Origin of the sequence: Neisseria benedictiae (genome assembly GCF_958267435.1) — a bacterium.
In the GTDB taxonomy this organism is placed as follows: Bacteria; Pseudomonadota; Gammaproteobacteria; order Burkholderiales; family Neisseriaceae; genus Neisseria; species Neisseria bergeri.
Genome location: NZ_CATQFV010000007.1, coordinates 1 through 13456 on the forward strand (window position 1 = coordinate 1; position 13456 = coordinate 13456).

A 13456-nucleotide genomic window follows, 5' to 3' on the forward strand; every position below is an offset into this window, starting at 1 on the left:
TTTTTTTTTTTTTTTTTTTTTTTTTTTTTTTTTTGGTGTGTCAATGATTTAAGCATATAATGATAAAAATCACATACCTTCAAAATGGAAAAACCGATGAAACAAAAGAAGACAGTTCAATGCATCTTACTTGGCTTCGCGGCCGCTTCTATGCACGCGCAAGGGGCGGATGCTGCAAGCAGTGGAACGATAGAGCAGACAGACAACTACACCCTTGTCCTCGCACAAAAAGGGCAAGAGAACAACTATACCTTTAATGGCGAAACCGAAGTCAAACCCTTAAATTCCCTCATCATTGCCGCCAAAGGCGGTACGAACAACATTACGATAAAAGGCAAATTGGCAGACGGCTCCGCCGATGCCCCGCCGACGATTGACAATAAATCGCTTGAAACAAAGATAAGCCGTTCAGATTATTCGTACGACTTAAGCGACAAAAGCGGGGAGAAGAGAGGCGGCGTGGTGATGTTGGCGGATCAAAGCTATGAGGGCAAAAATAACGTTACTTTTGAAAACGTAACCATAGCCTCCCATAACGCGAATGCCGGCATTTTGTCTTATGACGGAATCAATACTCGTGTAGCCCAAAGCTTGGCACCGGCAACGCTTACCTTTAAAGGGCGCAATACCATCAATATGGACGCGGACTCAAATACCAACTCTCATAACGAAGGTATCCTATTGTTTAATAATGGTGAAAAAGTGGGAGAATATCGTCTTGTTTCCGAAGAAGGCTCGACGCTGAATATCAACATCAAATCAGGAAAAGATGTAGGGCAAGGCATTACCGCCAATCACTATAGTAGCACTCGACCCAAACCTGATTTTCCAAGTATCACCACAATGGAGTTCAAGGGCGATGTGAATATTAAAATCGATAGGAACGGACAGGACGAGGCGGAAAACAACGGTTTCGGCTTCTATTCAATCCCGCGCAGCGGCAAGCTTCCTGACGGTTCTAAAATGGAAGCGGTTTTCCGTGGAAACGTCGATATCGTTGCAAAGCCGGTTTATGACGAGCAAGGCAGGCCGAAAAGCATAGGCAGCGCGTTTGCGATTGCCGGGAAAAACAGCAAAGTCGAGGTTGTCGGCGGGGAAGACAAGGTTGTCAAAATCAAAGGCGATATTTTCGCCTACAACGGCGGCAGCGTGAGCGTAAACCTCGCCAACAAAGATTCTTATTTTGAAGGGGAAGCCCATATCGGAAAAAGGAGCTTTGCCGAAGGGAAAAATATGTTCGGCGCAACCGTGGATGCGGATGAAAAAGTGCTGCCCACTAAAGACGCTACCGACAAGGAAAGGGCAAAGGTTGAGAAATGGATACAAAGGTTAAATGACCCGAACACAAAAGAAAGAACGAAAGAAACATTAAAGAAAAGCATTGCCAGGTCAGAAGAAAAAATCAAAGAATATGAAGATTTCTTCGATGAAAACGGTTGGATTAAAGACAGCGCGATCGACGACAAGACAAAAAACACCATCAACCTCAAAATGAGCAACGGCGCGCGCTGGGCGGTTACCAATGATTCGATGCTGAAAGAGTTGGATTTGTCGGAAGGCGCACAGGTCGAATTTAGCGACAACAATAAATTCGTCAAAGTGTCCGTGAGCAAGCTCAAGGGCGATGGCGGCGTGTTCAAAATGTATGGCGACATCGTCAAAGGCGAATCGGACAGGCTGATTACCCGAAAAGGCAGCGAAGGGACGTACATCATCGAATATGAAGACAATGCCAAGGCACCAACGACGGGCAGGGAATTTTTAAAGCTGGTCGAAAACAAAGGCGATGCCGAAAACACAAAAGCGTCATACGAATTAAATGTCCGCTGTACGGAACAGGGAGGGTGGTGTTTTGCCTTGGGCGAGTCGGGTGATTCCAAAAAGGTCAATATTTCCGCAGACGGCAAGCGGGACTTCTACCTCTACCCGGCCACCCTGTCGACGGGCGCATCGAGCGGCGTCCTTTTCGGCGAGGCGTTATATCAGTTGAACGCGGTTTCCGATGAAACGCTGGTGCAGCGTATGGGCGAAATCCACGCCGACGGAACGCCGCAGGAAGACAACAACGTCTGGATCAAACGCGTCGGCGGAAAATTCGCCGGCAGCCGCAGCGATTACCGCGTGGGCGGCTACAGCAACCGCTATTGGGGCTTTGCCGGCGGCTTCAACAGAACGGGGTTCGGCGACAAATGGATTCATTACAAAGGGCTGATGCTCCGCCACCTCCAATCGTCCTACACCCCCGAAGACTACGCCGGAAGCGGCAAAATCTACGGCAGGGCGACAGGCGTTTATTCCACCTGGCTCAACCGAGAAAGCAGGGCTTATTACGATTTGGTCGCCAACATCGCCCGATATAAAGGCAGCTACGGGCTGACCAATTACTCCGGCGTTCATGTCGAATCGGACGAGGCGCGCCTGAATGCCTATATGCTTTCCGCCGAAGCCGGCAGGCGGATGGAGAAACAGGACGGCGGCAAAACCTATTGGTGGCAGCCGGAAGCGCAGTTGTCCTACTGGTTTACGCGCGGCTACGGCTTTTCGCTGTCAAACGGGCTGTCTGCCGAAACGGACAACTTCCGCAGCCTGATGGGGCGGTTCGGCTTTCGGGCGGGCGTGGACGGTTTGGACGGCGGCAGGCTGAACATCTACGGCAAGCTGATGTACAAACGCGAATTTATCGGCACGATCCGCCACAGGTTCAACGGCTCTGCCGTGGAGGAATTCAAACACCGTGGCGGCTGGTTGGAATACGGCTTGGGCGTGGTCAGCCGCAATGCCGGAAACGGACGGCAGCTTTATTTTGAGGCGCAAAGGTCTTCGATGCACAAGATGCGGCAGAATTGGCAGGTCAATATGGGCGTGCGCAGTATGTTTTAATGCGCGGATGCGCCTGAAAACAATCCGGAACGGTCAGACGTGTTCCGGATTGTTTTTTTGTCGGGGGGATTTGTTTAAGGCGCGGCGGTTTGGTTTGTCGGGGCGGTTTGTCAGGGTGGTTTGTTAGTAATGGTAGGGTGGGCTTCAGCCCACCAAACCCCGAATGCCGTCTGAAGCCCGACAAGGCATTTGATGCCGTCTGAAGCGGTGGGCTGAAGCCCACCCTACCATTACTGAAGCTCGACAAGGCATTTGATGCCGTCTGAAACCCCGTCATTCCCCCTGCTGTCCGCAACCTTTCGTCATTCCCGTGAAAACGGGAATCTAGAATCTCGGACTTTCAGATAATCTTTGAATATTGCTGTTGCCCAATGGTTTGGATTCCCGCTTACGCGGGAATGACGGGGAGGGCGGATGCCGTCTGAAGCGGTGGGCTGAAGCCCACCCTACCATTATTTCTGCTTCCATACCGCTTGGCGGCAATGTGTCCGGAATGGGGCGGTTTATCCGAAAAAGCCCATTTTGACTTGGATGAGTTTTTCCAGTTCGTTCAGGATGCGCCGGCGCGAGACGAAAAAGATGATGTGGTCGCCGTCTTGGATGACGGTTTCGGTATGGTGGCCCATAATGGTTTCGCCGGTTTCGGCGCGGACGACGGCGGCAATGTGGCAGCCTTCGGGCCATTTGATGCCGCTGATGCGCCTGCCGATGATGGCGGAAGTTTTTTTGTCGCCGTGTGCGACGACTTCGATGGCTTCCGCCGTGCCGCGCCGGATGGGGTGGACGGCAACGATGTCGCCGCGCCGGATGTGGGCGAGTATCGAGCCGATGGTGATGAGATGGGGGGAGACGACGATGTCGATTTTGTTGCCTTCGAGCAAATCGACGTAGCTTGAGCGGTTGACGATGCCGATGACGCGCTTCGCGCCGAGGTTTTTCGCCAAAAGGGCGGACATAATGTTGCTTTCGTCGTCGTTGGTCAGGGCGCAGAATACGTCGATTTCGTCGATGTATTCGTTGTCGAGCAGGGTTTCGTCGGTTGCCGAACCTTGCAGGACGAGGGTGTTGTCGAGGTTTTCGGCTATCCATTCGGCACGGCGCGGCCGACATTCGATGATTTTGACGTTGTATGCGTGTTCGAGCTGCTTGGCGAGGCGGTAGCCGATGTTGCCGCCGCCGGCAATCATAATGCGGCGGGTGCTGGTTTCTTTGGGGCGCAATTCGGGTATGACCGCGCCGATGTTTTCGGCGGCAGCGGCAAACAGGATTTCGTCGCCTTCGATGATGACGGTTTGCGGCGTGGGGACGATGAGGCGGTTGTTGCGGTAAACGGCGCAGATTTGGCAGTCGGCCCCGTCGGGCAAATCTTGGGCGATGTCGGCAATTTCGCGGTTGACGAGCAGTCCGCCGCGCCGCGCCTGTATGATGACCATCCGCACGCGGTCGTCTGCAAAACGTAAAACCTGCAATGCGCCCGGGCAGTCTATCAGGCCGGCAAGCTGTTCGGTAACGAGCTGTTCGGGGCTGATGGTTTCGGTTATGCCGAATATGGAAAGGCTGCCGTTTTCGTTGTTTTCGAGCTTGGGGCTGAGGTATTCGAGGTATTCGCTGGAACGGACGCGCGCGATGCGGCCGGGGATGTTGAACAGGTCGGCGGCAACTTTGCAGGCGACGATGTTGGTTTCGTCGCTGCGGGAGAGCGCGAGCAACAAGTCGGCATCTTCCGCGCCGGCGCGTTCTAATGTGAAGGGGGATGCGCCGTTGCCGAAAACGGTTTGGACATCGAGGCGGCTGCCTGTTTCCTGCAATGCTTTTTCGTCGATGTCGATAACGGTTACGTCGTTGTTGGGTATGGCGGCAAGGTTTTGTGCGACGGTAGAACCTACCTGTCCGTTGCCTAAAATGAGGATTTTCACGGTATGGGTCGCCGGGTGATGAAATGGTGGATTGTACCGCAACCGGGGGCGGAAATGCCGTCTGAAGGCAGATTTTGCGTTCAGACGGCATTGCGCCTCAAGATTCGACGGGGATGATGCCGATTTTCGCCTGCCATTTGCGCGGGGCGGTGGCGTGGATGGATTCGCCTTTGCTGTCCACGGCGACGGTTACGGGCATATCTTTGACTTCAAATTCGTAAATGGCTTCCATGCCCAATTCGGGGAACGCCAAGACTTTGGAAGATTTGATGGCTTTTGCCACAAGGTATGCCGCGCCGCCGACTGCCATGAGGTACACGGCTTTGTTGTCGGCGATGGCTTCGCAGGTGGCCGCGCCGCGCTCGGATTTGCCGATCATGCCCAAGAGGCCGGTTTGTTCGAGCATTTGGCGGGTGAATTTGTCCATGCGGGTGGCGGTGGTCGGGCCTGCAGGGCCGACGACTTCGTTGCCGACCGGATCGACGGGGCCGACGTAGTAAATCAGGCGGTTGGTGAAATCGACGGGCAATTCTTCGCCTTTGTTGAGCATATCGACGAGGCGTTTGTGTGCGGCATCGCGGCCGGTGAGGATTTTGCCGTTCAGCAGCAATACGTCGCCGGTTTTCCAGCTTGCCACTTCTTCTTTGGTCAGCTTATCGACATCGATGCGTTTGCCGTTGTCGGGGCTGTAAGTCAAATCGGGCCAGTCTTCGACGCGCGGCGGCGTGAGTTCGACAGGGCCTGAGCCGTCCAATTCGAACTCGACGTGGCGGGTGGCGGCACAGTTGGGAATCATGGCAATCGGTTTGGAAGCGGCATGGGTCGGGTAATCGAGGATTTTCACGTCCAACACGGTGGTCAGACCGCCCAAGCCTTGCGCGCCGATGCCCAGCGCGTTGACTTTTTCAAAGAGTTCGAGGCGCAGGGCTTCTGTGGTGGACAATTCCGCACCGGACGCGGCTTTTTCCTGCAACTCTTGAATGTCGATGTGGCTCATCAGGGATTCTTTTGCCATCAACACGGCTTTTTCGGGCGTACCGCCGATGCCGATGCCCAAGATGCCGGGAGGACACCAGCCCGCGCCCATGGTCGGGATGGTTTTCAATACCCAATCGACGATGTTGTCGGACGGGTTGAGCATAGCGAGTTTGGATTTGTTTTCAGAGCCGCCGCCTTTTGCCGCGCAGGTTACTTCGACTTTGCCGCCAGGCACGATGCTCATGTGGATGACGGCAGGCGTGTTGTCTTTGGTGTTTTGGCGTTTGCCGGCAGGGTCGGCGAGAACGGAAGCGCGCAGCGTATTGCCTTCCCAAGTGTAGGCGCGGCGCACGCCTTCGTTAACCATCTCTTCCACGCTCATATCCGCATCCCACTGCACATCCATACCGACTTTCAAAAACACGGTTGCGATACCTGTGTCTTGGCAGATGGGGCGGTTGTTTTCGGCACACATGCGGCTGTTGACCAAAATCTGCGTCATCGCGTCTTTGGCGGCAGGATTTTCTTCCTTCTGCCACGCCTTATAAAGCGCGTCGATGTAGTCTTTGGGATGGTAATAGCTGATGAATTGGAAGGCATCGCAAATGCTTTGGATAAAGTCTTCCTGTTTGATGACGGTCATGATTGTGTTCCTTTTCAAGGTTGTGGCGGTAAGTGTCTGCTGCTGTTTTAAACAACCTTTTTGAAGGCTGTTTTTTATCAGGTTGAAATAGTGCCAGCGTTTGTACGGTAAAGACAATACATAATTCTAATCTATTGATTATCAATTTGTTTTAATAAAATACTGTTTCACTCGGGTTTTGATATTTGTAATCTTTGCCTGTTGCCTGTAATGGAAATAAAACTACAAATATGTTTGGTAATTTTAGGTTTTTTATAAATGCCGTCCGAACCTGTCCGAATATCCGTTTTAACGGCATAAAAATTATTCTCAATAATTTCAATCTGATTTCAACCGCTTAAAGGATATAATGACAGTAGGGAGTTGTCATATATGAAAGAGGGAATTTTGACTGAAGTCAAACGCATTTGACTTTTTGAAATTTTATAACTTATTTTCCAAATATCAGTATTTTCAAAAAATATACATATATTACAGTAATATATATATTTTTCACTAGATTGCAATAATGAGAATGGATTGTATTTTTCTGTTTGTTTTTTCTATTTTTCAGACGGTATTTTTTATAATCTTATTGAAAAATAGGTGTATTTTAAAATTTCATACATAAATTTTGTCAACAATATATGTTTCTATGGCAATTTTGTAGTTTAGTAACGATAAGGTACAAATTCTGATAAACTATGTTTCACATAAGAAACATTAAGTTATAAACATATTCATAGTACGCGAGAGGAAGTTCTTATTTCTCTTGTGTAACAAAAATACACAATACCGAATCTACTATCCTTCCAACAGGACACTGCCATGAGTAAAAATTTGTTAACCCTGACCATAGACGGCCATGAAGTCAAAGCTTCCGCCGATTCGTCAATCATCCAAGCCTATGCACGTTCGGGCAATGCGATTACTGCCAACGTCGGCTGCATGGGTCAAGGCGTATGCGGTTCCTGCCGCTGTATGATTCGCAAAGAAGGTGAGCGCGAAGTAACGACTGCGTTGGCGTGTGAAACCAAAGTCGAGGAAGGCATGCAGGTCAGCTTCTTGGACTACTTTATCCCCGAGCATATCCAATACTACGATGTGGGCGAAGTCGGCGACGGCTGGAACTGGCTGGACGACACCGCCAAAGCCTTTCCCGAAGCGCAAAACTGCCGCCATTGCGGCGGCTGCAACCGCGCCTGTCCCAAAGGTTTGGAAGTGGAAAACGGCGTGGCGCAAGTGGTATCGGGCGATTTCGGTGCGGCTGCGCTGACCTTCGACCAATGCGTGATGTGTAACCTCTGCACCCTTTCCTGCCCGGAACACATCCGTCCGAACCACTTGGGCCTGTTCGCCCGCCGTATGAAAGCGGCGCGCACATTGCGTCCTGTGGATTTGATGCGCCGCCTGCGCGAAATCGACAGCGGCAAAATGAAAGTCGAATTTGAAGAGGAGGCAATGTGATGGCGAACAAAATCCAAGGCATAGACTACGAAACCGCCCTTGCCAACCTGCGCGCGTCCTCATTGGAACTGCGCGGCGACCTGCCGGAAAAAAACGAATTGCTGAGCCAATTCCATCCCGATTATCAGGCAAATGCACGTGTGAAACTGCCTATCGGCCCAAACCAAGGCGATTACTGCCATCCTGATTTGGCCAAACTCTTAATCAGTCAGCCTCTGATTGACGACTATGATTTGTCAGGCGCAGAACACTTGAACACCGACGTATTGGTCATTGGCGGCGGCGGAGCAGGCGCGGCTGCGGCATTGTCTGCGACTGAAGCAGGCGCACGCGTCATCATGGCAAACAAACTGCGTATCGGCGACAGCAATACCGTGATGGCCGAAGGCGGCATTCAGGCGGCAGTCGGCGCGGAAGACAGCTTACAACAGCACTTTGACGACACCATCAAAGGCGGCCACAACGTCGGTAAAAAAGAATTGGTTGCGCAAATGGTTACCGATGCGCCATCCGCCATCCGCTGGCTGATTGGCTTGGGTATGACCTTCGACCTTGCCAATGGCGCGGACAGCAACGGTATGTTGAGCCGCAAACGCGCGGGCGGTACGACCGTGCCGCGTATTTTGAGTTACCGCGACTTTACCGGCCTCGAAATGATGCGCGTCCTGCGCGAGGCAGTCGAACTCGACGAAAACATCACCCAGCTCAACCGCCACCCCGCCATCGAATTATTATCAGACGAACACGGTCGCTGCGTCGGCGCGATTTTGTACGATTTGGAAAAACGCTCTTTGGTATTGGTGCACGCCAAAGCCGTGGTCTTGGCTACCGGCGGCAGCGGAAGGCTGCATTTGCAGGGTTTCGCCACTTCCAACCATTATGGTGCGACTGCAGACGGCCTAGTAATGGCGTACCGCATCGGCGCGAAACTGCGCGATGTCGATTCCTTCCAATACCATCCGACCGGCGTTGCCCATCCGCCGCACTTGGCAGGCGCGCTGATTTCCGAAGCCGTGCGTTCCGCAGGCACCAAACTGGTCAACGGTTTGGGCGAGCGTTTCGTTGACGAATTGCAGCCGCGCGACGTGGTTGCCGCCGCCATTTTGCGCGAATGCCGCGAAGGCCGTGGCGTGGTACGCGACGGACAAGTCGGCGTGTTCCTCGACACCCCGCGCCTGATTGCCAACGATCCTGATGTGTTGAACCGTTTGGTTACACTCGGACACGTCGCCCACAAATGCGGCATCGATCCCGCTGTCGAACCCGTGATGATTCATCCGACCCTGCACTATCAAAACGGCGGTGTCGAAATCAACGGCGACGGCGCAACCTGTGTGGAAGGACTTTATTGCGCCGGCGAAGTAACCGGCGGCATCCACGGCCGCAACCGCCTGATGGGCAACGCGCTTTTGGACATCATCAGCTTCGGCCGCCGTGCCGGTAAAGCTGCGGCAAATTGCGGCCTGCCGCTGAAAAAAGTGCGCGGCGGTGTCGGACACGTTCACGACCTGCAACGCGAAATGACCCGCGCCGGACTGACCGGCGACATCAAAGCCCCCGTTTTATATCCCGACTACGGCAAATTCGATTTGCGCGAACACGCCGGTTTGCAGGAGCAACAATTATGAACCAAGCCAATCAAAACTTACTGCACCCGTCCCGCCAAGTCGGCGCGGATTTGACCGCGTGGCGCAAAGTCGGCGGCGGCGAAGGCCTGCTGGCGGCACTTGCCGATCCTCAAAGCATTGTTTCCAAACTGCAAGAAGCCAATCTTTGCGGTATGGGCGGCGCAGGTTTCCCGACTTGGCGCAAATGGGAGGCAGCCGTCGCAGCCCAAAGCAAACACGGCGACAAATACGTCGTCTGCAATGCCAACGAAGACGAACCGGGTACGTTTAAAGACCGCGTATTGCTGGCGAAAACACCGCACCAAGTCATCGAAGGCGTATTGATTGCCGCCGTCGCCTGCCGCGCCAACAAAGCGATTATGTATGTCAACCCGCACCAGACCGAATCCATTGCCTCCATCGTGCCCGCCATCGAGCAATGGAAAAAAAGCGATTTGTTCATCCGCATCGAAAACTATCTGGGCAAACCTTTGGACTTGCAACTGGTCGAAACGTCAGGCCGCTACATCGGCGGCGAAGAAACCGCCGTGATTTCTTGGCTGGAAGGCGGTTTCCCGTTCCCACGCCGCAAGCCGCCGTTCCCAGCCGAAAGCGGTGTCAACGGCGAGCCGACCCTGATCAACAATACCGAAACCTTCGCCAATATTCCGCAAATCCTTGCCAAAGGCGCGGAATGGTACAAATCGCTGGGTTTGGGCGATGCGGCCGGTACAAAACTCTACTCGCTTTCCGGCGACGTATTGAATCCGGGCCTGTACGAACTGCCGATGGGCACGACCCTGCAATCGCTGATTTTCGACCACGGCGGCGGTATGCTCGAAGGGCGCACGTTTAAAGCCGTGTTTACCGGCGGCCCGTCAAACACGCTTTTGACCGTAAAAGATTTGGACGTGCCTTTGGACTTCGTGTCCGTGCGCGAACGCAAATCCAGCCTCGGTACGGGCGCGATGATTGTGATTTCCGAAGGCACGAGCGTGGTGCGTAAAGTGTCCGAATATGTGGAATTTTTTGCATCCAACTCGTGCGGTCAATGCCCGCCGTGCAAAGGCGGTACGTTCCAACTTTCACGCCTGCTCAACCGCGTGGATACCGGCATCGGCACTTCAGACGACCTCCGCGCCCTGCAAAGCCTGTGCCAACTGCTGCCCCGAAGCGGCCGCTGCGGCCTGATTGACGGCGCGGTTACCGTGTTGCAAAGCTCGATGCGTACCTTCCCCGAAGAGTACGGACTGCCGGCGGAGCAGGATTAATCCGATACGGCGTTTCAGACGACCTTTTCTATATAGGAGGTCGTTTGAAAAATACCTGTAGTATTTGTTAGGTTTCACAACCGAACCTTCCCAAACTACTTACCAGATGCTTCGCCAGCAGAAAAAACGATACGGTGTATCTTGAGGTTTTGCCCTCTCCCTAACCCTCTCCCACGGGGAGAGGGAATGATGGTGCTGAAAATTGACCATTATCGGACTTTCTGCAATCTGTCCCCTCTCCCCGTGGGAGAGGGTTAGGGAGAGGGCAAAAAACGTAAAAGCTCAAGAAACGTCATCTGAAAAAGATGGCAACACAAAAGTACGCATTACCCAAACACCCAAAAGAAAAACATAAAAACAACTGCTGCCAAATACGTTTCAGACGACCTCTCCCACCAAAATCAGGCACACGCCGTCTGAAACCCGATTTTCCCGATACTTCAAACTAGGAGACTAATATGGGCTTCAAGCCAATTCCTGCGGCGGCCGCGCTCGCGCTGACGCTGCTTATCTGGTTCGTCATCCCCGTTCCACAAGGCGTATCGCCCGACGCGTGGCATCTTTTGGCTTTGTTCGTCGGCATCATTGCCGGCATCATCGGCAAAGCCATGCCCATCGGCGCAATGGCGGTTTTGGGCATTACCCTAGTCGCGCTGACCGGCGTAACCAACGAAAAAGCCGCCGATGCAACCAAAGACGCTTTGAGCAGCCTCAACAACTCGTTAATCTGGATGATCGGTATCGCCATCATCATCTCGCGCGGCCTGCTGAAAACCGGCTTGGGGATGCGTATCGGCTACCTTTTGATTTCCCTTTTCGGCAAACGCACACTGGGCGTGGGTTACAGTTTGGCATTGGCGGACTTGGTCATCGGCCCGGTAACGCCGAGCAACACCGCGCGCGGCGGGGCGATTGTGCATCCGATTATGAAATCCATCGCCTTGAGTTTCGACTCCGATCCTGAAAAAGGGACGGAAGGCAAAATCGGCAAATACCTTTCACTGGTCAACTTCCACGCCAACGTGATTACCTGCCTGATTTTTATCACCGCCACCGCGCCCAACCCACTGGTCGTCGAACTGGTTGCCAAAGCCACCAATTCGCAAATCCAACTTTCTTGGGGCACTTGGTTCCTAGCGATGATCGTACCCGGCCTGATTGCGATGCTGCTGATGCCGCCGGTGCTGTATTTCCTGTATCCGCCCGAAATCAAACAAACGCCTGACGCGACCGCCCTTGCCAAAGAAAAACTGAAAGAAATGGGCGCGATGAAGCGCGACGAAAAAATGATGCTCGGCATTTTCGTGATCCTGCTGCTGTTGTGGGCGGGCATTCCCGAAATGCTGGCCGGCGTGAAAGTCGATGCCACCGCCACCACCTTCCTCGGCTTGAGCCTCTGCCTTTTGAGCGGTGTACTGACTTGGGACGACGCGCTGAAGGAAAAAAGCGCGTGGGACACCATCGTTTGGTTTGCCGCCTTGGTGATGATGGCGAACTTCCTCAACAAACTGGGGCTTATCGGCTGGTTGTCCGAATCTATGCAAAGCGGTATCGCCCATTTGGGCTTGGGTTGGGAAGCCGGCTGCGCCCTGCTGATGCTTGCCTATCTCTACGCCCACTACGTTTTCGCCAGCGGCACGGCACACGTTACCGCGATGTTCGGCGCATTCTACGGCGCAGGCTTGGCCTTGGGTGCACCGCCGATGTTGTTTGCCCTGGTTATGGCATCCGCTACCGGCATCATGATGTCGCTGACCCACTACGCCACTGGTTCCGCTCCTGTCATTTACGGCTCCAACTACGTCAATATGGGCGAATGGTGGAAGGCGGGCTTCATTATGAGCGTTATCGAAATCCTGATTTTCGCCACTGTCGGCATTTTGTGGTGGAAAGCTTTGGGTTACTGGTAAACCGCCGGCCGTTTGAATGTTAAGGAAAAAATGCCGTCTGAAACCGTTTCGCGTTTCAGACGGCATTTGGGGTTTCGGCGGGCTGAAGCCCACCCTGCAATATTGCCGCCAAGCGGTACGGACGCAAAAATAATGGCAGGGCGTAATGGTAGGGTGGGCCTCAGCCCGCCGCTTCAGACGGCATCCACCCACCGCTTCAGACGGCATCCGCCCTCCCCGTCATTCCCACGAAAGTGGGAATCTAGCCCTTGGGGCAGCGGCAATATTTAAAAGTCGTCTGAAAATTCAGAAGTTCTAGATTCCCGCTTTTGCGGGAATGACGAAAAATTGCAGGAATGACGAAGTTTCAGACGAGATTGAATACTTTGATGCTTTGGTGGGCTGAAGCCCATCCTACGATATAAAAATGCCGCCAAATGGTATGGAAGCGGAAACAATAGTAGGGCGGGCTTCAGAAACAATGGTAGGGTGGGCTTCAGCCCACCGCTTCAGACGGCATCCGCCCCCGCCGTCATTCCCGCGCAGGCGGGAATCCAGACCATTGGGCGGCGGCAATATTCAAAAGTCGTCTGAAAATTTAGAGGTTCTAGATTCCCGCTTTCGCGGGAATGACGAAGAGTTGCGGGAATGACGAAGAGTTGCGGGAATCCGGACCTGTCGGCACGGAAACTTATCGGATAAAACGGTTTCTTCAACCCTACGCTCCAGATTCCCGTTCTGCATCACAATATAAAAACATATAAAAAACATTGTAATATCAAGCAATTCATTTTTTTTTTTTTTTTTTTTTTTTTTTTTTTTTTTT

At 53.0% G+C, this 13456-nt stretch carries 9 protein-coding genes; 6 read left to right on the top strand and 3 right to left on the bottom strand.

From position 1 onward, the window contains the following. The first annotated feature begins 150 nt into the window (after window positions 1–150). A complete protein-coding gene (locus tag Q3O12_RS00100; protein ID WP_301668790.1) occupies window positions 151–2880 on the top strand; it encodes an autotransporter outer membrane beta-barrel domain-containing protein in 2730 nt (909 codons plus the stop codon). Between the two features lie 503 nt (window positions 2881–3383). On the opposite strand, the gene trkA is transcribed toward Q3O12_RS00100, so the two are convergent. Then, on the bottom strand, window positions 3384–4796 hold the full coding sequence (trkA, locus tag Q3O12_RS00105; protein ID WP_019273633.1) for a Trk system potassium transporter TrkA: 1413 nt from the start codon (window positions 4794–4796) through the stop codon (window positions 3384–3386). A 97-nt stretch (window positions 4797–4893) separates the two neighbouring features. Beyond that, window positions 4894–6417, bottom strand: a complete 1524-nt coding sequence (locus tag Q3O12_RS00110) for a fumarate hydratase (protein ID WP_301668792.1) — start codon at window positions 6415–6417, stop codon at window positions 4894–4896. 807 nt (window positions 6418–7224) lie between these two features. On the opposite strand from Q3O12_RS00110, the gene Q3O12_RS00115 reads away from it, so the two are divergent. From Q3O12_RS00115 to Q3O12_RS00135, 5 genes are all read left to right on the top strand, one after another. Further along, window positions 7225–7863 (top strand): 2Fe-2S iron-sulfur cluster-binding protein, encoded by a 639-nt coding sequence (locus Q3O12_RS00115; protein ID WP_107863771.1) that lies wholly within the window; start codon window positions 7225–7227, stop codon window positions 7861–7863. Further along, on the top strand, window positions 7863–9491 hold the full coding sequence (locus Q3O12_RS00120) for an FAD-binding protein (protein WP_107863770.1): 1629 nt from the start codon (window positions 7863–7865) through the stop codon (window positions 9489–9491). Before Q3O12_RS00115 ends, Q3O12_RS00120 begins: the two co-directional genes overlap by 1 nt. Beyond that, on the top strand, window positions 9488–10741 hold the full coding sequence (locus Q3O12_RS00125; protein ID WP_301668794.1) for a complex I 51 kDa subunit family protein: 1254 nt from the start codon (window positions 9488–9490) through the stop codon (window positions 10739–10741). The genes Q3O12_RS00120 and Q3O12_RS00125 overlap by 4 nt, the downstream gene beginning before the upstream one ends. A gap of 458 nt (window positions 10742–11199) precedes the next feature. Then, window positions 11200–12651, top strand: a complete 1452-nt coding sequence (locus Q3O12_RS00130) for a DASS family sodium-coupled anion symporter (RefSeq protein ID WP_301668795.1) — start codon at window positions 11200–11202, stop codon at window positions 12649–12651. 30 nt (window positions 12652–12681) lie between these two features. Further along, a complete protein-coding gene (locus Q3O12_RS00135; protein ID WP_301668796.1) occupies window positions 12682–12921 on the top strand; it encodes a hypothetical protein in 240 nt (79 codons plus the stop codon). A 288-nt stretch (window positions 12922–13209) separates the two neighbouring features. On the opposite strand, the gene Q3O12_RS00140 is transcribed toward Q3O12_RS00135, so the two are convergent. Next, window positions 13210–13456: hypothetical protein (locus tag Q3O12_RS00140; protein ID WP_301668797.1), on the bottom strand; the 247-nt coding region annotated here is incomplete at its 5' end.

Bases quoted from the DNA above. Each gene is read 5' to 3' on its own strand.
- Q3O12_RS00115 (WP_107863771.1), top strand. From the start codon at position 7,225: ATGAGTAAAAATTTGTTAACCCTGACCATAGACGGCCATGAAGTCAAA.
- Q3O12_RS00130 (WP_301668795.1), top strand. From the start codon at position 11,200: ATGGGCTTCAAGCCAATTCCTGCGGCGGCCGCGCTCGCGCTGACGCTG.
- Q3O12_RS00125 (WP_301668794.1), top strand. From the start codon at position 9,488: ATGAACCAAGCCAATCAAAACTTACTGCACCCGTCCCGCCAAGTCGGC.
- Q3O12_RS00110 (WP_301668792.1), bottom strand. From the start codon at position 6,417: ATGACCGTCATCAAACAGGAAGACTTTATCCAAAGCATTTGCGATGCC.
- Q3O12_RS00120 (WP_107863770.1), top strand. From the start codon at position 7,863: ATGGCGAACAAAATCCAAGGCATAGACTACGAAACCGCCCTTGCCAAC.
- Q3O12_RS00135 (WP_301668796.1), top strand. From the start codon at position 12,682: ATGCCGTCTGAAACCGTTTCGCGTTTCAGACGGCATTTGGGGTTTCGG.
- Q3O12_RS00100 (WP_301668790.1), top strand. From the start codon at position 151: ATGCACGCGCAAGGGGCGGATGCTGCAAGCAGTGGAACGATAGAGCAG.